At 68.6% G+C, this 19,875-nt stretch carries 17 protein-coding genes; 15 read left to right on the plus strand and 2 right to left on the minus strand.

What is annotated here, in order from left to right; genetic code table 11:
* The first annotated feature begins 228 nt into the window (after positions 1–228).
* Complete coding sequence (locus ABD687_RS02470) at positions 229–1,626, plus strand: OFA family MFS transporter (protein WP_310287560.1); 1,398 nt, start codon at positions 229–231, stop codon at positions 1,624–1,626.
* The gene (locus ABD687_RS02475; protein ID WP_310287558.1) at positions 1,627–1,779 is read left to right on the plus strand and encodes an MFS transporter small subunit; all 153 of its coding nucleotides are present in this window, start codon (positions 1,627–1,629) and stop codon (positions 1,777–1,779) included. It abuts the gene before it with no gap.
* Between the two features lie 124 nt (positions 1,780–1,903).
* On the opposite strand, the gene ABD687_RS02480 is transcribed toward ABD687_RS02475, so the two are convergent.
* Complete coding sequence (locus ABD687_RS02480; RefSeq protein WP_310287557.1) at positions 1,904–3,127, minus strand: PrsW family intramembrane metalloprotease; 1,224 nt, start codon at positions 3,125–3,127, stop codon at positions 1,904–1,906.
* Between the two features lie 94 nt (positions 3,128–3,221).
* Here ABD687_RS02480 and pyrR point away from each other — a divergent pair, with 94 nt between their 5' ends.
* The 13 genes from pyrR (at position 3,222) to ABD687_RS02545 (ending at position 18,778) form a co-directional block, all read left to right on the plus strand.
* Positions 3,222–3,812, plus strand: a complete 591-nt coding sequence (gene pyrR, locus ABD687_RS02485) for a bifunctional pyr operon transcriptional regulator/uracil phosphoribosyltransferase PyrR (RefSeq protein ID WP_310287554.1) — start codon at positions 3,222–3,224, stop codon at positions 3,810–3,812.
* On the plus strand, positions 3,809–4,789 hold the full coding sequence (locus tag ABD687_RS02490; RefSeq protein ID WP_310287551.1) for an aspartate carbamoyltransferase catalytic subunit: 981 nt from the start codon (positions 3,809–3,811) through the stop codon (positions 4,787–4,789). Before pyrR ends, ABD687_RS02490 begins: the two co-directional genes overlap by 4 nt.
* A gap of 31 nt (positions 4,790–4,820) precedes the next feature.
* A complete protein-coding gene (locus tag ABD687_RS02495; RefSeq protein ID WP_310287548.1) occupies positions 4,821–6,155 on the plus strand; it encodes a dihydroorotase in 1,335 nt (444 codons plus the stop codon).
* Positions 6,156–6,713: a PH-like domain-containing protein gene (locus ABD687_RS02500; RefSeq protein WP_310287545.1), complete on the plus strand. Its 558-nt coding sequence runs from the start codon at positions 6,156–6,158 to the stop codon at positions 6,711–6,713.
* Positions 6,710–7,903 (plus strand): glutamine-hydrolyzing carbamoyl-phosphate synthase small subunit, encoded by a 1,194-nt coding sequence (gene carA / locus ABD687_RS02505; RefSeq protein WP_310287541.1) that lies wholly within the window; start codon positions 6,710–6,712, stop codon positions 7,901–7,903. Before ABD687_RS02500 ends, carA begins: the two co-directional genes overlap by 4 nt.
* Positions 7,903–11,247, plus strand: coding sequence for a carbamoyl-phosphate synthase large subunit (carB, locus tag ABD687_RS02510; RefSeq protein ID WP_310287540.1), 3,345 nt, complete (start codon positions 7,903–7,905; stop codon positions 11,245–11,247). The genes carA and carB overlap by 1 nt, the downstream gene beginning before the upstream one ends.
* The gene (gene pyrF / locus ABD687_RS02515) at positions 11,240–12,103 is read left to right on the plus strand and encodes an orotidine-5'-phosphate decarboxylase (protein WP_310287537.1); all 864 of its coding nucleotides are present in this window, start codon (positions 11,240–11,242) and stop codon (positions 12,101–12,103) included. Before carB ends, pyrF begins: the two co-directional genes overlap by 8 nt.
* Before the next feature lie 403 nt (positions 12,104–12,506).
* A complete protein-coding gene (gene mihF / locus ABD687_RS02520) occupies positions 12,507–12,842 on the plus strand; it encodes an integration host factor, actinobacterial type (RefSeq protein ID WP_264268953.1) in 336 nt (111 codons plus the stop codon).
* Positions 12,843–12,853: 11 nt separating this feature from the next.
* Positions 12,854–13,432: a guanylate kinase gene (gene gmk, locus ABD687_RS02525; protein ID WP_310287533.1), complete on the plus strand. Its 579-nt coding sequence runs from the start codon at positions 12,854–12,856 to the stop codon at positions 13,430–13,432.
* Between the two features lie 87 nt (positions 13,433–13,519).
* Positions 13,520–13,783 (plus strand): DNA-directed RNA polymerase subunit omega, encoded by a 264-nt coding sequence (rpoZ, locus tag ABD687_RS02530; RefSeq protein WP_217387924.1) that lies wholly within the window; start codon positions 13,520–13,522, stop codon positions 13,781–13,783.
* Positions 13,784–13,896: 113 nt separating this feature from the next.
* Positions 13,897–15,186, plus strand: a complete 1,290-nt coding sequence (gene coaBC / locus ABD687_RS02535) for a bifunctional phosphopantothenoylcysteine decarboxylase/phosphopantothenate--cysteine ligase CoaBC (RefSeq protein ID WP_310287526.1) — start codon at positions 13,897–13,899, stop codon at positions 15,184–15,186.
* A gap of 160 nt (positions 15,187–15,346) precedes the next feature.
* Complete coding sequence (metK, locus tag ABD687_RS02540) at positions 15,347–16,552, plus strand: methionine adenosyltransferase (RefSeq protein ID WP_310287524.1); 1,206 nt, start codon at positions 15,347–15,349, stop codon at positions 16,550–16,552.
* Positions 16,553–16,729: 177 nt separating this feature from the next.
* A complete protein-coding gene (locus ABD687_RS02545; protein WP_310287521.1) occupies positions 16,730–18,778 on the plus strand; it encodes a primosomal protein N' family DNA-binding protein in 2,049 nt (682 codons plus the stop codon).
* Between the two features lie 67 nt (positions 18,779–18,845).
* Here the strand turns inward: ABD687_RS02545 and ABD687_RS02550 are convergent, their stop codons facing one another.
* Positions 18,846–19,850, minus strand: coding sequence for an alpha/beta fold hydrolase (locus tag ABD687_RS02550; RefSeq protein ID WP_310287518.1), 1,005 nt, complete (start codon positions 19,848–19,850; stop codon positions 18,846–18,848).
* Positions 19,851–19,875: the final 25 nt, after the last annotated feature.

Consider the following 19,875-nt stretch of genomic DNA (forward strand, 5'->3'; position numbering starts at 1 on the left):
CCGCCGGCCGGCGGGATCCCGAACCATTCGGGCATCCCGCCGGCCGCCGCCGTTAAGCGGCAATGCGCCACGTCAACGGATAGCCTGCAGCGCAGGGCGCACGGCGTGGGCAACGACACGGGCGAGGTGAAATGTGCCACACTGTGTGCTTGGGCCACGGAAACCGGCAACTGCTTGGTTCGGTCCCCGGCATCACCCCCGCATCCACCGCGTCCAGAGGAGAAACCGTTGAATTGGCTTGACCGCTCCCGTTCCCTCGCACCTGAGGGCTTCAACCGCTGGCTGATCCCGCCTGCGGCCCTGGCGGTGCACCTGTGCATCGGCCAGGCCTACGCCACCAGCGTGTACAAATCTGCACTCATCGGCCACTTCGAGGTCTCGCAAACCGCCATCGGCGTCATCTTCTCGATCGCCATCGTGATGCTGGGCCTCTCGGCTGCCTTCATGGGCACCTGGGTGGAGCGCAGCGGACCGCGCAAGTCGATGTTCGTTGCCGCCTCCTTCTGGGGTGCAGGCTTTCTGGTCGGCGCGGCCGGCATCTTCACCGGGCAGCTCTGGCTGCTCTACCTGGGCTACGGCGTCATCGGCGGCATCGGGCTGGGCATCGGCTACATCTCTCCGGTCTCCACGCTCATGAAGTGGTTCCCCGACCGCCCGGGCATGGCCACCGGCATGGCGATCATGGGCTTCGGCGGCGGGGCGCTGATCGCCTCGCCCATGTCCACCGCGCTGCTCAAGGCCTTCGACGGCTTCGACCCGGTCAGCGACGGTGCCGACTGGATCGCCTCGGGCGCCTCGGTCGGCAAGCTCTTCCTGACCCTGGGCCTGGTCTACTTCGTGGTGATGATGTACGGGGTCGCCAACATCCGCGTCCCGGCACCGGGCTGGAAGCCGCGCGGCTGGGACGCCTCCAAGACCAAGTCTTCTGCCATGGTCACCCGCGGCCACGTCTCTGCTGCAAACGCCATCAAGACGCGCAGCTTCTGGCTGGTCTGGACGGCGCTGTTCCTCAACGTCACCGCCGGCATCGGGATCCTGGAGCAGGCTTCCCCGATGATCCAGGACTTCTTCCGCGGCGCCGATGGGAACTCCGCTGTCAATGCGGCGGTCGCCGCCGGATTCGTGGGGATGCTTTCCATCGGCAACATGGCCGGGCGCTTTATCTGGTCCAGCACCTCGGATGTGATCGGCCGCAAGCGCATCTACATGGTCTACCTGGGCATCGGCGCACTCTTCTACGTGGTGCTCGCCTTCTTCGGCGGCAGCTCGATGCTGCTCTTCGTGGCCATGGCGGTGGTGATCATCAGCTTCTACGGCGGCTCCTTCGCCACCGCTCCCGCCTACCTCAAGGACCTCTTCGGCACCTTTCAGGTCGGCGCGATCCACGGGCGCCTGCTCACCGCCTGGTCGGCAGCCGGCATCGCCGGGCCGCTGATCGTCAACGGGTTGCTGGACCTGCAGGGCAAACCGGGCACCATGAGTGCCCACAACTATCTTCCGGTGCTGCTGACCATGGTGGTGCTGCTGGTCATCGGCTTCATCGCCACCACGCTCATCAAGCCGGTGGATCCGAAATTCCACGAGCCGGGCGAAGAACTCGCCCCCGCCACCACCAAGGGAGCCTAGATGTCGACGCAACAGCCCGATCCCATCGATGCAGCGGACGTTCCGGTGAACCCGGCCGTGGGCCGGCTGGTCTTCGGCTGGCTATTGGTCGGCGTGCCGCTGGCCTACGGGGTGATCACCACCCTCTCGCGGGTGGGACAGCTCTTCCAATAGACACTCTTCCAATAGACATACGCCGCATGCCGGACGGCCAGAGGCGTGGAAGGAGCCGGGTGGGCCGGGGAATGGCGGCGGTGGATGCCCGGGCATCCACCGCCGTTCCCGTTCACCCGCCCGGTTACCGTCCCGCGGACCCGGGCTTTGGGCCGATGAGCAGCTGTGCCCGTTGCCGGTGGGATTGGTGCAGCAGCGCGGTCTCCCGGGCCAGGTCCGTCCCGGAGCCGTGGCCTGCAACGATCCGCTGGCGGACCGCGGCAAGGTTCATGGCGGTGGTGGTGAACTGCTTCATGTGGCGGCTCCGGCCGATTCCTGCCGCCCATTGCCTGGCCCGGCGCCGGCCCGCGGGCGTGGCAAACATCGCCACCTCCGCGTCGGTGAACCACCCGGCATCCCGGTAGTCGGCAAGGCGCCGCTGCGTCAGCTTCCGCTCGGCCCGCTGCAACAGCACCACGGCGATCACGGCGGCCATGAACAGGGGAACCTGCAACAGGAAATAGAAGCTCAGGAAGTCGGTGAAGAAGATGCCGACCCCGCCGTTCCAGAGGAAGTGCCCGATCATCGCCGGGACAAGGCCCATGAGCAGATACAGCGGCCACCTGCCCCGCCTGCCGCGTTCGGCGCACAGCCCCAGGGCAAAACCCGTCCAGGCGGTGAACATCACGTGGGCGAAGGGGGAGAAGAGCCCGCGCAACACAAAGACCGTGGCCAGTTCGCCCGGCGTCCCTGGGTCGGCATAGCTGGAACCGAAGTACAGGATGTTCTCGGTGAACGCGAAGCCGGCGCCGACGATGCCTCCGTAGACGATCCCGTCAATGGGCCCGTCGAAATGCGCGCGGTTGATCCAGAAGATCAGCAGCACACCGGCGCCCTTGGCCAGCTCCTCCACGATCGGCGCCTGCACCACCGCGCCGAAGAGGTCCATCTCAAGCCGTCCGGCCGGGTCGAAGAACAGCTCCATGAACACGTCTCCCACCAGCAGCGATCCGGCCACCGAGGCGCCCGCGCCCCACAGCAGCCCCAGGGCCAACAGTGAGCGCGGTTCCGGGTCCCAGCGATCCACCCAGCGCAGCCCCAACAGGCACAGTGCCAAGGGGACCATCGCCAGGGCGCCGAGCCACAGCACCGTGCCGGATCCGAAGACCCCGGAGAGGAACCAGGCAACGGCCAGCAGCACTGCCGTGCACACCACCAGGGCCAGCGTGACGACGCCCCCGGGGCGGGTTGGCGGGGCACCGCCGGGCGTCGCCTGCGCGGGCATGGAGCCCGGGGCGGTGCTGCCCGTCCACGGATCGTGCAGTGCGGGATTGGGGGAGGGCTCCGGGGGCTGTGAGGTAACGCGCATGTCTCAAATCCTACGTGGAGCACCCGCTGTGCTAATTTTGATGGAGCAAGCAACCTTTAAATTCCGTCCAGTGAGGCGGGGAAGGAGGCCGCACATGAGCAACGAGCAGAACCATGCCCGTGCCACGGCGCCCGTCAGTGCCCGGATTGTCCTCTCCAGCGAAGACATCGATCGGGTCATCACCCGCATCGCCCACGAAATCATCGAGGCGAACAAGGGAACGGCAGACCTGGTGCTCCTGGGCATTCCCTCCCGCGGCTTCCCCTTGGCCCAGCGGTTGGCGCAGCGCATCGCCGCCACCGAGCCGGGCCTGGACGCCCGGGCCATCACCGGGCAACTCGACGTCACGATGTACCGCGACGACCTCCGCCACTCCACCACCCGCACCCCGGTGCCCACGCGCCTTCCGGCCGGCGGCATCGACGACAAGGTCGTGGTGCTGGTCGACGACGTGCTCTACTCCGGGCGCACCATCCGCGCCGCCCTGGACGCCATCGCCGACCTGGGCCGCCCGCGCATCGTCCGCCTGGCGGTGCTGGTTGACCGCGGCCACCGCGAACTTCCCATCCGCGCCGACCACGTCGGCAAGAACCTTCCCACCGCGACCACCGAAAAGGTGCGCGTGCACCTTTCCGAGGTCGACGGGGAGAACAACAACGAGGTCGTCATCGAGGCCCACGCATGAAACACCTGCTCTCCACCCTTGATCTCTCGCGCGCCGACGCCATCCGCATCCTCGACATTGCCGAGGAAATGGCCGCCGTGGGCACCCGCGAGGTCAAGAAGCTTCCGGCGCTGCGCGGCCGCACCGTGGTCAACCTCTTCTTCGAGGACTCCACCCGCACCCGCATCTCCTTCGAAGCCGCGGCCAAGCGCCTGAGCGCCGACGTGATCAACTTCTCCGCGAAGGGCTCCTCGGTCTCCAAGGGCGAATCGCTCAAGGACACCGCCCAGACGCTGCAGGCCATCGGCGCGGACGCGGTGGTCATCCGCCACGGCGCCTCCGGGGCCCCGGCCCGACTGGCCGCCACCGACTGGATCGACGCCCCGGTGGTCAACGCCGGGGACGGCACCCACGAACACCCCACCCAGGCACTGCTCGACGCGTTCACGTTGCGCGCCCACTGGTCCAAGGTCCGCGGGGAGGGCTCGCTCGGGGCCGATCTTTCCGGCATGAAGGTCGCCATCGTCGGGGACATCCTGCACTCCCGGGTCGCCCGCTCCAACCTCTGGCTGCTGCGCACCCTGGGCGCCGAGGTCACCATGGTGGCCCCGCCGACCCTGCTGCCGCACGGCTCCCACGCCTGGCCGTGCACCATCAGCTACGACCTGGACGCCACGCTGGCCACCGGCGTCGATGCCGTGATGATGCTGCGCGTGCAGGGCGAGCGCATGCACGACTCCTTCTTCCCCAACACCCGCGAGTACTCGCGCCTCTGGGGCTTCGACGACGCCCGGCTGGCGGCGCTCGACGCGCAGCCCGGGACCGAAACCATCATCATGCACCCGGGCCCGATGAACCGCGGCCTGGAAATCTCCTCGGCCGCAGCCGACTCGCCCCGCTCCACCGTGCTGGCCCAGGTGGCCAACGGCGTCGCGGTGCGCATGGCCGTGCTGTACCTATTGCTATCGGGGGACCAGCAGCGTCCCGCCGGCCTCTAAAGAACTTGTCAAGAAACGGGAGTAAATCCTCATGAGCACCACCAACAACGCCTATCTCATCCGCGGCGCCAAGCCGCTGGGCCACGAAGCCAGCGACATCCTCATCCAGGACGGCGTCATCGTCGCCCTCGGCACCGACGCCGCAACGCACGCAGCGGCCGCCACCGCCACGGTCATCGAGGCCGCCGGCCAGATCGCACTGCCCGGCCTGGTCGATGTGCACACGCACCTGCGCGAACCCGGCCGCGAGGACGCTGAGACCGTGGAAACCGGCACGCGTGCCGCCGCACTGGGCGGCTTCACCGCCGTGCACGCCATGGCCAACTCCAACCCCGTGGCGGACACCGCCGGGGTCGTCGAGCAGGTCTGGTCGCTGGGCAAGCGCTCGGGCTGGGTCGATGTGCGCCCGGTCGGTGCGGTCACCGTGGGCCTGGCCGGTGACCAACTCTCGGAAATCGGCGCGATGGCCGACTCCCGCGCGCAGGTCCGCGTCTTCTCCGACGACGGCATCTGCGTCTTCGACCCGCTGATCATGCGCCGCGCCCTGGAATACGTGAAGGCCTTCGACGGCGTCGTCGCCCAGCACGCCCAGGAACCGCGCCTCACCGAGGGGTCCCAGATGAACGAGGGCGAGGTCTCCGCGGTACTCGGCCTAACCGGATGGCCGGCCGTCGCCGAGGAATCGATCATCGCCCGCGACGTGCTGTTGGCCGAACACGTGGGCTCCCGCCTGCACGTCTGCCACGTCTCCACCGCCGGGAGCGTGGAAATCATCCGCTGGGCCAAGTCCCGCGGCGTGAACGTCACCGCCGAGGTCACCCCGCACCACCTGCTGCTCACCGACGAACTGGTCAAGAGCTACGACCCGGTCTACAAGGTCAACCCGCCGCTGCGCCGCGAGGCGGACGTCATGGCGCTGCGCGCCGGTCTGGCCGACGGGACCATCGACGTCATCGGCACCGACCACGCACCGCACCCCTCCGAGGCGAAGGAATGCGAGTGGGCCGCCGCGGCCATGGGCATGACCGGGCTGGAAACAGCGCTCTCGGTGGTGCAGCACACCATGATCGAAACGGGCATGATCACCTGGGCCGACTTCGCGCGCATCACCTCCACCGCCCCGGCGGCCATCGGTCGGGTTGAGGACCAGGGCCGCGAGCTGGCCGTGGGCGAACCCGCCAACATCACCATCGTGGATGCCGACGCGCGCTGGGTTGTGGACCCGTTCGCGATGGCCACCAAGGGCCGGAACTCCCCGTTCAAGGGGCTCACGCTGCCGGGCAAGGTCACCGCGGTGTTCTTCCACGGCCACCCCACGGTGCTGGGCGGAGCGTTGAACACCCCGCGGCCCACCGAGGCCGCCTAAATGGGCCAGTACACGGCAGCCGTGGTCATCACCCTGGCGATCGTGGTGCTGATGGTGGCGCTGATCCTGCTGGGTTGGCGCAACCGCCTGCGCCGCCAGGCATCGGTGCCGGCCCCGAGCCCGGTTCCCGAGGACGCCGACGGCGCCCCCGCCCTGGGCGCGCAACTCGGGGACAGTGCCGAGGGCATCTACGTGTGCACCACCACGGCCGGGGACTGGCTTGACCGCATCGCCGCGCACCGGCTGGGCATCCGCACCAACGCGGACCTGTCCATCCACGCTGCCGGCGTGCTGCTGGCCCGCCGCGGGGCAGCCGACCTCTTCATCCCCGCCCACGACCTGACCGGGGTTTCCCGGGCCAGCGGCATGGCAGGGAAATTCGTGGAGAAGGACGGCCTGCTGGTCATCAGCTGGATGCTGGGCACCATGGCCGTGGACACCGGCTTCCGCCCCCGCTACCACCAAGAACTCCCGGACCTCGCCGCGCGGATCGCCGCGCTGGCAGGCACCGGAACCAACGACACGCAACCACCCGCCGAAACAAAGGAAAACCAGTGACAGCAGTACAGGGAACCGAGCAAGCCCTCTTGGTGCTCGAAGACGGACGGGTTTTCCGCGGCCGTAGCTACGGCGCCATCGGCACCGCCTTGGGCGAAGCGGTCTTCTCCACCGGCATGTCCGGCTATCAGGAGACCCTCACCGACCCCTCCTACGCCCGCCAGATCATCGTGCAGACCTTCCCGCACATCGGCAACACCGGGGTCAACGACGACGACGCCGAATCGAACCGCATCTGGGCCGCCGGCTACGTGGTCCGCGACGCCGCGCGACGCCCCTCGAACTGGCGCGCCCAGCGCAGCCTCGACGAGGAACTGCGGGCCTACGACGTCGTGGGCATCCAGCAGGTCGACACCCGCGCCCTGACCCGCCACCTGCGTGACCGCGGCGCCATGAAGTCCGGGATCTTCTCCGGCGACGCCGCCAAGGCGTCCGTGGAAGAGCTGGTGGCGGCAGTGAACGCCCAGCCGTCCATGGAGGGACAGAACCTCTCCGCACTGGTCTCCACCAAGGAGGCATACACCGTCGAGCCCAAGGACCACGGTTTCGCCGGAGAGCCGCTGTTCTCCATCGCCGCGATCGACCTGGGCATCAAGTCGATGACCCCGCAGCGCTTCGCCGAGCGCGGGGTGCGCGTCCACGTGCTGCCGCACAACGCCACCTTCGAGGACGTGGCGGCCCTCGGCGCCGACGGCGTGTTCATCTCCAACGGCCCCGGTGACCCCGCAACGGCAGCCACCCAGGTGGAACTGGTCCGCCAGGTGCTCGACGCGAAGATCCCGTACTTCGGCATCTGCTTCGGCAACCAGATCCTGGGCCGCGCCCTGGGCTACGGCACCTACAAGCTGCGCTTCGGCCACCGCGGCATCAACCAGCCGGTGCTGGACAAGGCCACCGGCAAGGTGGAGATCACCAGCCAGAACCACGGCTTCGCCGTCGACGCACCCCGCGAGGGCGCAGCAAACGCCCCGCTGGAGCGCTTCGGCCGCGTAGAGGTGTCCCACATCTCGCTCAACGACTCCGTCGTCGAGGGCCTGGCCTGCCTGGACATTCCCGCCTTCTCGGTGCAGTACCACCCCGAGGCGGCCTCCGGGCCCCACGACGCCAGCCACCTGTTCGACAGGTTCATCACCAACATGCGCGCGGCCAAGAACACCGCCGCCACCGCATCCACCCAGGGAGAGAAGTAATGCCGAAGCGCGAAGACCTCAAGTCAGTCCTGGTCATCGGCTCCGGGCCGATCGTCATCGGCCAGGCAGCCGAGTTCGACTACTCCGGCACCCAGGCGCTGCGGGTGCTCAAGGAGGAGGGCCTGCGGGTCATCCTGGTCAACTCGAACCCCGCCACCATCATGACCGACCCGGAGTTCGCCGACGCCACCTACGTCGAGCCGATCACCCCGGAGGTCGTGGAGAAGATCATCGCCAAGGAGCGCCCCGACGCGATCCTGCCGACCCTGGGCGGACAGACCGCACTGAACACCGCCATCGCCCTTGACAAGGCGGGCGTGCTGGAAAAGTACAACGTCGAGCTCATCGGTGCCAACATCGAGGCCATCGAACTCGGCGAGGACCGCGAGAAGTTCAAGGGCGTCGTGGAGCGCTGCGGCGCCGAGTCGGCCAAGTCCGTCATTGTGCACACCATGGACCAGGCCTTCGCCGCGGTCGAGGAACTGAACTACCCCGTCGTGGTGCGTCCCTCCTTCACCATGGGCGGCCTGGGCTCGGGCATGGCGTACAACGCCGAGGACCTGCGCCGCATCGCCGGCGCCGGCCTGCAGTACTCGCCGACCACCGAGGTGCTCCTGGAGGAGTCGATCCTCGGCTGGAAGGAGTACGAGCTGGAAATGATGCGCGACAAGAACGACAACGTCGTGGTCATCTGCTCCATCGAGAACTTCGACCCCGTGGGCGTGCACACCGGCGACTCGATCACCGTGGCCCCGGCCATGACCCTGACCGACCGCGAGTACCAGAAGCTGCGCGACATCTCCATCGCGGTCATCCGCGAGGTTGGCGTGGACACCGGCGGCTGCAACATCCAGTTCGCCATCGAGCCGGACACCGGGCGCATCGTGGTCATCGAGATGAACCCGCGCGTTTCGCGTTCCTCCGCGCTGGCCTCCAAGGCCACCGGCTTCGCCATCGCGAAGATCGCGACCAAGCTCTCGCTGGGCTACACCCTGGACGAGATCCCCAACGACATCACGCTCAAGACCCCCGCGGCCTTCGAGCCGGCCCTTGACTACGTCGTGGTGAAGGTCCCGCGCTTCGCCTTCGAGAAGTTCCCCGCGGCCGACGCCACGCTGACCACCACGATGAAGTCGGTCGGCGAGGCCATGGCCATCGGCCGCAACTTCACCGAGGCCCTGCAGAAGGCCCTGCGCTCCCTGGAGCAGAAGGGCAGCGAAATCGAGTTCAACAAGCCGATGGACTTCGAGATCGAACAGCTTCTCGAGGACTCGGTCAAGGGTTCCACCAAGCGCCTGTACAACGTGCAGCGCGCCCTGCTGGGCGGGGCCACCATCGAGCAGGTCTTTGAGAAGACGGCGATCGACCCGTGGTACCTTGACCAGCTCGCGCTGATCAACGAGACCGCCGCGATGATCGGTTCCAACCCGGACCTCAACGAGGACGTGCTGCGCGAGGCCAAGCGCCACGGCTTCTCCGACGCGCAGATCGCCAAGCTCACCAACAAGACCGAGGCCGTGGTCCGCGGGATCCGCCATGCCCTGGGCATCCGCCCGGTGTTCAAGACCGTCGACACCTGCGCCGCCGAGTTCGAGGCCTTCACCCCGTACCACTACTCCTCCTACGACGAGGAGACCGAGGTCGCGCTGCACGAGAAGCCCTCGGTCATCATCCTGGGCTCGGGCCCGAACCGCATCGGCCAGGGCATCGAGTTCGACTACTCCTGCGTGCACGCCACCATGGCGCTGCGCAATGCCGGCTACGAGACCGTGATGGTCAACTGCAACCCGGAAACCGTCTCCACCGACTACGACGTCTCCACCCGCCTGTACTTCGAGCCGCTGACGCTCGAGGACGTGCTGGAGGTCATCCACGCGGAGGAATCCACCGGCGGGGTGCTGGGCGTGTTCGTGCAGCTCGGCGGGCAGACCCCGCTGAAGCTCGCGCAGGAACTGGCAGACGCTGGCGTGCCGATCCTGGGCACGTCCCCGGAGGCCATCGACCTGGCCGAGCACCGCGGCGCCTTCCAGCGCGTGCTGGATGCCGGCGGGCTCATCGCCCCGAAGAACGGCACCGCCGTCTCCTTCGAGGAAGCCAAGCGCATCGCCGACGAGATCGGCTACCCGGTCCTGGTCCGCCCCTCCTACGTTTTGGGCGGGCGCGGCATGGAGATCGTGTACGACGAGGCCAACCTCGCCCGCTACATCAAGAACGCCACCGAGATCACCGAGGACCACCCGGTGCTGGTGGACAGGTTCCTCGAGGACGCCATCGAGATCGACGTCGACGCCCTGTTCGACGGCAAGGACCTCTACGTCGGCGGCATCATGGAGCACATCGAGGAGGCCGGCATCCACTCCGGCGACTCCGCCTGCGTGCTGCCCCCCATCACCCTGGGCCGGGACGTGCGCGACCGCGTGGTCGAAGCCACCCGCGCCATCGCCGAGGGCGTGGGCGTGCGCGGGCTGATCAACATCCAGTTCGCGTTGGCGTCCGATGTGCTCTACGTGATCGAGGCCAACCCGCGCGCCTCGCGCACCGTGCCGTTCACCTCCAAGGCCACCGGCGTGCAGCTGGCCAAGGCCGCGGCGATGATCGGGGTCGGCGTGTCCATCGCCCACCTGCGCTCGGTGCACAAGATGCTGCCCGAATCCGGCGACGGTGCCAACCTGCCCGAGGGCGCACCGGTCTCGGTGAAGGAAGCCGTGCTTCCCTTCGCCCGCTTCCGCACCCCGGAGGGCAAGGTCGTCGACTCGCTGCTCGGCCCGGAAATGCGCTCCACCGGCGAGGTCATGGGCATCGACAAGTACTTCGACACGGCCTTCGCCAAGTCCCAGGCCGCTGCCAACAACCCGCTGCCGACCAAGGGCAAGGTCTTTGTCTCGGTCGCCAACCGCGACAAGCGCTCCATCGTGATCCCGGTCAAGCACCTGGCCGACATCGGGTTCGAGATCATCTCCACCGGCGGCACCGCCGAGGTGCTGCGCCGCAACGGCATCCCCTCCACCGTGGTCCGCAAGGTCCGCGAGGGTTCGGTCGAGGGCGAGTCCAACATCGTCGACTTGATCACCGAGGGGGAGATCGCAATGATCCTGAACACCCCCTCGGGCGGCGAGGCACGCGGGGACGGCTACGAGATCCGCGCCGCGGCCGTCTCGGTGGGCACCCCGATCATCACCACCGTCGCAGAATTCGGCGCCGCGATCCAGGCGATCGATGCGATGCGCCACTTCGAGTGGACCGTCACCTCGCTGCAGGAGCACGCCAAGACCCTTCAGGCCGCCGGCGTTGCCGAGGCCAACGCCGCAGCTGCCGCGGTGAATCGGGACGGCGCCAATGCCTAGCGCCGAAGCGCGGGCGGCGGCGGCGGCCGCCCGCGCCCCCTTCGGGCAGCGGCTTGCGGCTGCCATGGCCGAGCACGGTCCGCTGTGCGTGGGCATCGACCCGCACCCGTCGCTGCTGGCGGCCTGGGGGCTGGGGGACGACGTGCACGGGTTGCGCAGCTTCTCGCTTTCTGTCGTCGAGGCCCTGGTCGGCCAGGTAGCGGCACTCAAGCCGCAGGTGGCACTCTACGAACGCCACGGCTCGCGCGGCCTGGCGGTGCTGGAGGAAACCCTGGCGCTGTGCGCCCAGGGCCACGTCCTGTCCATCGCCGACGCCAAGCGCGGGGACATCGGCTCCACCATGGCCGCCTACGCGGATGCCTGGCTGGGGGAGGGCAGCCCGCTGGCCGCCGATGCCGTGACGCTGAGCCCGTACCTGGGCTACGGGTCGCTGCGCCCCGCCCTTGACCTCGCTGCGGCCACCGGCCGCGGAGTGTTCGTCCTGGGCCTGACCTCCAACCCGGAAGGCAAGTCCGTGCAGCACGTCGGCGGCGCCGACTCCGTGGCCAAGGGCATCATCGGACAGGTGGCCGCCGAGAATGCCGGTGCGACCCCGTTCGGGTCCACCGGACTGGTCATCGGCGCCACCGTGGGCGCGGCATTGGAGGAGCTGGGCATCGACCTGGCCGCCTCCAACGCCCCGATCCTGGCACCGGGCCTCGGCGCCCAGGGCGCAACGGGTGCGGACATGAAGGCGTCGTTCGGCGCGTTCTGGCCGCAGGTGCTCGGCACCTCCAGCCGCGACGTGCTCAAGGCCGGTCCCGACGCCGGGGCCCTGCGCGACGCCGCCGCGGCAACCCGGGATTCGCTGCTCTAGCCACGGGATCCCCGTGCAACCGGTATCGGTTCCATGTCAATGCCCCCGGCGCACCCACCCAGTGGGTCGCGCCGGGGGCATTGACGTCCCCTCCCTGGCACCTCGGGGACGGACGAATCGGCCAGGCGGAACCAGGCGATGGCCTGATCCGTCCCGGCGCCGGGCGAGTGGCACATCGGTGCATGTGGGGCGCGCATCGGACCCCGGGAGAAGAATGCGGGATGATCTTGCTTACACCCCTGTCCCGGTAACCCGCCCCACGACCGGAATTTGCCACCCGTTCACGCATTAGCGGTAGCCACAGCGCGATTAACCATTGCATCGAGGCCCATCATTAGTTATCTTCAGTTCAGGGCTTGTTGCCCTGGTGCTTGACCCAATAGATGGAACGGCGGCAAAAGGCATGGTACTGCGAGAACTCTCAGACGAGGACCGTATTCGCGCACGGGCAAAGGCGTTGGCGGCCCGCACGCGCCGGGCCGAAATCAAGAACCAGTTCGGCGCCGGCAAGCTGGGCATCAATGAACTCCTGGACCTGGTTCCCCACGACGAGGCCATCGGACGACTGCGGGTCATGGACCTGCTGGAGTCGGTCCCGGGCGTCGGCGAAATCCGCGCCCACACGCTTATCGATAGACTAGGCATCTCACCCAGCCGACGCCTGCGCGGGCTGGGGCGCAAACAGCGCATCGCATTGGTGGATCATTTCCAGCAATCGCCACCCAAAACGAAAGAGTAACGAAGCACACCATGACGGTTAGCCCCCACCCCGCGGTCACAGTCCTCGCCGGTCCCACGGCCGTAGGGAAGGGAACGATCTCCACCTACATTCGCGACAACTATCCCCAGGTGTGGCTCTCGGTTTCCGCCACGACGCGCAACCCGCGCCCGGGCGAAGTCGACGGTGTGCACTACTTCTTCGTGGGTCCGGAGAAGTTCGGCGAACTGGTCGAAGGCGGGGAAATGCTCGAGTGGGCAGTCGTGCACGGCCAGAACAGCTACGGCACCATCCGCACCAAGGTCCAGGAGGCGGTGGCCGCGGGGAAGCGGGTGCTACTGGAGATCGACCTGCAGGGCGCACGCCAGGTGAAAGAGAATTTGCCGGACGCGACATTCGTGTTCCTGGCCCCTCCCAGCTGGGAGGAATTGGTGCGCCGACTTGTGGGCCGCGGCACCGAAACCCCCGAGGAGCAGCAGCGCCGGCTGGAAACCGCTAAACTGGAACTTGCCGCGGAATCGGAATTTGACGTGACCATCGTCAACGACGACATTTCGCGGGCAGCAGACGAGCTGGTGACCCTCATGGGGCTGACCCCGCACGCACGCTAAAAAAACTTTTGTGCAAGATCCGCCGCGTCCCGGCGGATGCAGTACCCCCTTACGTCTTGATCCACCATCTAGTTATTTGGAGGCTTCGTGAACACGAACCTTGAAGGCATCATCAGCCCGTCCATCGACTCGCTGCTGACCACCACCGATTCGAAGTACGCCTTGGTGATCAACTCCGCCAAGCGCGCACGCCAGATCAACGCGTACTACGCCCAGCTGCACGAGGGCCTCTTCGAGTACGTCGGCCCGCTGGTCGACACCCGCCTGAACGAAAAGCCGCTGTCCATCGCCCTGCGCGAAATCAACGAGGGCATGCTCAACGTCTCGAAGATCGAGGAAGCCGCCGAGTAGCCACTCGGCCGCAAACGATTACAACGCGTGGGTGCCGGCGCACCTGGGAGGTGCGGCCGTAACGGGCCACAGCCCCCGGGCCGGCGCGACGCACTAACGCATCGGTGGTAGCAGTGAAGCGCATTGTCCTAGGTGTATCCGCAGGGATCGCCGCCTACAAGGCAGCTTTGCTGCTACGGCTGTTTAAGGAGGCCGGCCACCAGGTCGACGTCATCCCCACGGCAGCCTCGCTCGAATTTGTCGGCCTTGCGACCTGGGAGGCACTGAGCGGACGCCCGGTGCGCACCAGCGTCTTCGAAGCGGTGGACACCGTCAACCATGTCCGCCTCGGGCAGGAAGCGGACCTGGTGGTCATCGCACCCGCCACGGCCGACGTCATGGCCCGGGCCGCCGCCGGGATGGCCAACGACCTGCTCACCGGCACGCTGCTGGCCACTGGCGCCCCGGTGGTCATGGCCCCGGCCATGCACACCGAAATGTGGGAGCACCCCGCCACCGTCGCCAACGTGGCGCTGCTGCGCAGCCGCGGCGTGCACGTGATCGAGCCCGCCGTCGGACGCCTGACGGGCAAGGACTCCGGTGCCGGCCGGTTCCCCGAGCCCGAGGACATCTTCGCGGCCCTCGCGCCGTATCTGGAAGGAACGCCGGGTGCGTCCCTTCCCGACGCGGCGGGTGCGGTGGACTCGGCTGCAGGGGCCACCGTTCCGCTGGCCGGGAAGATCGTCGCGATTTCCGCCGGAGGCACCCGGGAGCCGCTGGACCCCGTGCGCTACCTGGGCAACCGCTCCTCGGGCCGGCAGGGCATCGCCCTGGCCAAGGCAGCACTTGCCGCCGGCGCCACCGTCCGCTTCATCGCCGCCCACATGGATGTGCCTGCACCTGCGGGCGTCGAACTCAGCACGGCCTCCACCGCCCGACAGCTGCAGGTGGCCGTCACCGAGGCCGCCCGAGGCGCAGATGCGCTGATCATGAGCGCAGCGGTCGCCGACTTCCGGCCTGCCGAATACGTGGATTCGAAGATCAAGAAATCCGACGACCACGCCGACCCGGTGATCACCCTGGTGCGCAACCCGGACATCCTGGCAACGCTGGTTGCCGACCGCACCGCCGCGGGCAGCGCGGGCGAACTGCCGCCGCTGATCGTGGGCTTTGCCGCGGAGACCGGCGACGCGGAGGCGGGAGTGCTCGAATACGGGGCGGCGAAGCTGAAGCGCAAGGGCTGTGAAATGCTCGTCGTCAACGAGGTGGGGGAGAACCTGACCTTCGGGACCGACGAGAACTCGGTGACCATCCTCTTCGCCGACGGCGCCGCCGCGGTGCACGCCTCCGGGTCCAAGGACGAAGTGGCCGCCTCCGTCATCGATGCGGTTGGACGGGCGCTGGCCCCGGCCCGGCGGCACTGACGGCCCCGGCGGCGGGGAGAAGAGCCAGTCCACTTCCGCGCGGCGTCATGAAGCGCCGCGGTGCGCCACGAATTGTCATCATGACGGTGTGGCCACTTCCACATGACCTCGACGATCCGCGGATCTGACCGGTGTGTGCTGTTACCGGTAGAGTGGCACAGTGACTTTAGAATCCCCGCAGCTACGCCTCTTCACCTCCGAATCGGTTACGGAGGGCCACCCGGACAAGATCTGTGACCAGATCTCCGATGCCATCCTCGACGCCATGCTGGCCCAGGACCCCAACTCCCGGGTCGCCGTGGAGACCTTGACCACCACCGGACTGGTGCACGTGGCTGGCGAGGTGACCACCGACGGCTATGTGGAGATCCCGGAGATCGTGCGCCGCACCATCCTGGACATCGGCTACGACTCCTCGGCCAACGGCTTCGATGGAGCGCGCTGCGGCGTCTCGGTGTCCATCGGGCAGCAGTCGCAGGAAATCTCCGACGGCGTGTTCAACTCCCTGGAGGTCCGCGAGGGCACCGCCGTTGACCCGCGCGATGCGCAGGGCGCCGGCGACCAGGGCCTGATGTTCGGCTACGCGTCGGATGAGACCGCGACGTTGATGCCCACCCCGATCCACCTGGCGCACCGCCTTTCCGAGCGGCTGACCCAGGTCCGCAAGGACGGCACGCTGTCGCTGCTGCGCCCCGACGGCAAGACCCAGGTCACCATCGGCTACGACGGGGACCAGCCGGTCTCCGTGCAGACCATCGTGGTCTCTTCGCAGCACGCCTCCGAGTTCTCGCTGGAGGACCTGAAGGACGGCCTGTTGGCAGAGGTCGTCAACCCGGTGCTTGCCGGCACCCAGCTCGACACCTCCGAGACCCGCATCATCCTGAACCCCTCGGGCCCCTTCATCATCGGCGGACCGGTGGGCGACGCCGGGTTGACCGGCCGCAAGATCATCGTCGACACCTACGGCGGCTACGCCCGCCACGGCGGCGGCGCCTTCTCCGGGAAGGATCCCTCGAAGGTCGACCGCTCGGCCGCCTACGCCATGCGCTGGGTGGCCAAGAACGTGGTCGCGGCCGGCCTGGCACGACGCGTCGAGGTCCAGGTCGCCTACGCCATCGGCGTGGCTCGCCCGGTGGGCCTGTACGTGGAGACCTTCGGCACCGAGACCGTCGACCCGGCCAAGATCACCGCCGCGATCAATGAGATCTTCGACCTGCGCCCGCTGGGCATCATCGAGGACCTTGACCTCAAGCGTCCGATCTACCAGAAGACCGCCGCGCACGGCCACTTCGGCCGTGAGGAGGCCGACTTCACCTGGGAAAACCTGGACCGCGTCGACGCCCTCAAGGCGTACTTCAACGCCTAAGGGGCGATTCTCCGGCCGGAAGACGTTTGGCGGGAATCGGGTGTCGCGCCCGCAAGGCGATGCGGCACCCGATTCGCGGTTAAGCGCGGTTAAGCGCGGTTCGGCCGGGCTGGCCAAGGTTGGCCGGATGCCGACGGTAGGGTAATTCTCAAGGCGGATAAAGGGGAGGTGCGGTGCATGGAGCGCTCGGCCCAACCATCGTTGTTGGCGGGCTTTGACCTGTCATCCCCGCTGCCCGGCATCCCCAACATGGCCGAGGAACTGCCCGTCGCCCGGGTCGTGATCGATTCCCCCGTCCCGCACCTGGACCGCCCCTTCGACTACCTGGTGCCGGCCGAGCTCGACGAGGCGGCGCAACCCGGGGTCCGGGTCAAGGTTCGCTTTGGCGGGCAGGAACTGGCAGGTCTCCTCGCCGAAAGACTCGAACACTCCGATCCCGGGATCAAGCTGCAGCCGCTGCGCACCGTGGTGTCACCGGAGGTTGTCCTCTCCGCCCCGGTGCTTGCAGTGGCCCGCGCCGTGGCCGAACGCTATGCCGGCGGGGTCTGGGACGTGCTGCGCTCGGCCGTCCCTGCCCGCATGGCCAGGGTCGAGACCGAGAAGGACGCCGTCGGCGAATCCCCGGCGGAGGAACCCTCGCCGCACGGGCCCGTCGAACCCTCCGCCGCCTTGCTCTCGGAGTACCACGGCGGTGCGGACTACGCCCAGGCGCTGCGGACCGGAGGAGCGCCGCGCGCGGTGCTCTCGGCGGTGCCCAACAGGCCCGGGGACTGGCCGGCGCTGCTGCTCGAGGCCGCCGAACTGACCCTGGCCTCCGGACGCGGCGTGCTCATCGTTGTCCCCGACGCCCGCGACCTCACCCGGCTTTGCGCCACCCTCGATGAGCGCATCGGCGAGCACGGCTACGCCCGGCTCAGCGCCGAGGACGGCGCGACCCCCCGCTACCGCAACTTCCTGCGTGTCGCCCGCGGAAACGCGCGGCTGGTGGTCGGCACCCGCAATGCCGCCTTCGCCCCGGTGAAGGACCTGGGCCTGGCGATCATCTGGGACGATGCCGACAATTCCCACGCCGAGCCGCGCGCCCCGTACCACCACGCCCGCGAGGTGCTGCTGCTGCGGTGCGGGATCGAGGACGCCGGCCTATTGCTTGCTGCTCCAGGGCGAAGCGCCGAGGCCCAGCGGCTGATCCGCAGCGGCTGGGCCGCCGAACTGGTCGCGGAGCGGAAGCTGCTGCGCGCCCACGCGCCGCGGGTCATCGCCGCCTCCGACGAATTCGAGGCCGACCGGGACCCGATGCTGCACGCGGCCCGGCTCCCCGCGGCCGCCTGGCGCGAGGCCAAGGCGGCGCTGGCCCACGGGCCGGTGCTGGTGCAGGTGGCACGGACCGGGTTCATGCCCGCGCTGCGCTGCGAACGTTGCCGCACCCCCGCCCGCTGCACCGCCTGCAACGGCCCGCTGGCCCTTGACGATGCCCGCGGGGCGCCGGCCTGTGGCTGGTGCGGACTGGTGGCAAACCCCTGGAACTGCGTCGAGTGCGGATTCATGCGCCTGCGCGCCGCATCCATCGGCGCGGACCGCACCGCCGAGGAACTGGGCCGCGCCTTTCCCCATGTCAAGGTCGTCGCCGCCACCGGGGCCAAGCCGCTGTACACCGTGCCTGCGACCCCGGCGCTGGTCGTGGCAACCCCGGGTGCCGAGCCGGTGGCCCAGGACGGGTACGCGGCGGTGCTGCTGCTGGACGGGGACCGGATGATGGCCCGCGAAGGGCTGCGCACCGGCGAGGAAGTACTCAACCGCTGGATGGGTGCCGCGCACCTGGCCCGCGGGCGCGATGCGGCCGACGGCCGTCCGGGCGGCGGCACCGTGGTGGTTGCCGGGGAACCGGGCGAGCCGATGCGCGCCCTGGTGCGCTTCGACGCCGCGGCCTACGCGGAGGCCGAACTCGATGAACGGCGCACCCTGGGCCTGCCCCCGGCCGTGCGCACCGCCATGGTCAAGGGACCCGCGGCGACCGCCGACAAGTTCATGGCGGCGCTGGAGGTGGGCGATGAGGTGCGCCGGCACGGGCCGGTGCTGCTGGGGGAGGGAGAGCACCGTTGGCTGCTGTTCTTCTCCTACGCCCAGGGTCCCGCGGTCACCGCTGCCCTGCGCGCGCTGCGCGCCACCTTCAGCGCGGCGAAGGAGCCCGTCGTCTCCATTCGCATCGATCCGGACGGGATCCTCTGATCCCGTGGCCGATCCGGTGGCAGATGCCGGCGGTTGATGCCGGCGTGCCGCGACGTTCGCCCGGGCCCTAGTTGTTGTGCTGTGCGTGGTTGCCTGTCGCCACACCCGCGGTCCGGTCACGGTACGTGGTGCGCGGCATGCCTTGCGGCACCCAGGGATGCTCGGAGGCCAGGAAGTCCTCGATGAGCGATGCGGCCTCGGCCGCCTTTTCGTAGTGGATCAAGTGCCCGACATCGCCAATGACCCGCATCCGGGCCCGCGGGAAGCTGCGGGCGAGGGCGCGCTGGGCGCGGATCGATCCCAGTTCGTCGTGCTCGCCGACCACCAGCAGCGTGGGCTCGTTGATGCGGGCCGCGACGTCGCGCACCGTCGCGGTGATCGAGGCGCCATAGGCCTCGCGCAGGGTGCTGCGTGAGGTGAAACCGGAGAAGTAGCGCCGGTGCTGGTCAACGACATAGGAGCGCATCGCCGGGTCCCTGGACTTGAGCATGGCCAGCGACATCACGTCGGTGACCAGGCGCGAGCGCAGCAGCGCCTCGCCCGCTGCGGCAGGCAGCCTTTCCCCGGCGGCGTAGTACGCCCCCGCAGCCCGGGACATCGCCGCCTGGCTGCCCTCCAGCGCGGGCTCGCAGATCGGGTTGATGAGCACCAATTGTGCAAAGGAACCCGGGTGCCGCGCCAGGTACGTTGCGGCGACGATGGTGCCGAAGGAGTGCCCCAGCAGGATGGTCTCCGGGCCCAGTCCCAACTGCCCGCGCAGCGCGCCGATGACCTCGCCGTAGCCTGCCACGTCGTGGCGCGGGGCCGCCGCGGGGGAACCTGCGTTTGGATCCCCGGTGAAGGGCGTCGAGGCGCCGAAGCCGGGCAGGTCAGGCACGATGATCGCGTAGTCCGGCAGCTGGCCGATGATGCGGGCCAGGCCGTGGTGGTCGCCGCGGAAGCCGTGAACCGCCAGGATGACGCCGCGGCAGGGGCCCAGGGCCGGGTACATCCAGCTGGAAACCTCCGAGCCGTGGATGTGGTGGATGCTTTTCAGGGCGCGGCGCGAGGCATGCGGCGGGATCGGGAGCATGCCTCCAGCCTATCCGCTGCGCGGG

The organism is Paeniglutamicibacter sulfureus (assembly GCF_039535115.1).
GTDB classification, from domain to species: domain Bacteria; phylum Actinomycetota; class Actinomycetes; order Actinomycetales; family Micrococcaceae; genus Paeniglutamicibacter; species Paeniglutamicibacter sulfureus.

Excerpts from the sequence above, each read along its gene's own strand:
- ABD687_RS02475 (WP_310287558.1), top strand. The coding sequence starts at position 1,627 with ATGTCGACGCAACAGCCCGATCCCATCGATGCAGCGGACGTTCCGGTG.
- ABD687_RS02480 (WP_310287557.1), bottom strand. The coding sequence starts at position 3,127 with ATGCGCGTTACCTCACAGCCCCCGGAGCCCTCCCCCAATCCCGCACTG.
- pyrR (WP_310287554.1), top strand. The coding sequence starts at position 3,222 with ATGAGCAACGAGCAGAACCATGCCCGTGCCACGGCGCCCGTCAGTGCC.
- ABD687_RS02490 (WP_310287551.1), top strand. The coding sequence starts at position 3,809 with ATGAAACACCTGCTCTCCACCCTTGATCTCTCGCGCGCCGACGCCATC.
- ABD687_RS02495 (WP_310287548.1), top strand. The coding sequence starts at position 4,821 with ATGAGCACCACCAACAACGCCTATCTCATCCGCGGCGCCAAGCCGCTG.
- ABD687_RS02500 (WP_310287545.1), top strand. The coding sequence starts at position 6,156 with ATGGGCCAGTACACGGCAGCCGTGGTCATCACCCTGGCGATCGTGGTG.
- carB (WP_310287540.1), top strand. The coding sequence starts at position 7,903 with ATGCCGAAGCGCGAAGACCTCAAGTCAGTCCTGGTCATCGGCTCCGGG.
- pyrF (WP_310287537.1), top strand. The coding sequence starts at position 11,240 with ATGCCTAGCGCCGAAGCGCGGGCGGCGGCGGCGGCCGCCCGCGCCCCC.
- mihF (WP_264268953.1), top strand. The coding sequence starts at position 12,507 with ATGGTACTGCGAGAACTCTCAGACGAGGACCGTATTCGCGCACGGGCA.
- gmk (WP_310287533.1), top strand. The coding sequence starts at position 12,854 with ATGACGGTTAGCCCCCACCCCGCGGTCACAGTCCTCGCCGGTCCCACG.
- ABD687_RS02545 (WP_310287521.1), top strand. The coding sequence starts at position 16,730 with ATGGAGCGCTCGGCCCAACCATCGTTGTTGGCGGGCTTTGACCTGTCA.
- ABD687_RS02550 (WP_310287518.1), bottom strand. The coding sequence starts at position 19,850 with ATGCTCCCGATCCCGCCGCATGCCTCGCGCCGCGCCCTGAAAAGCATC.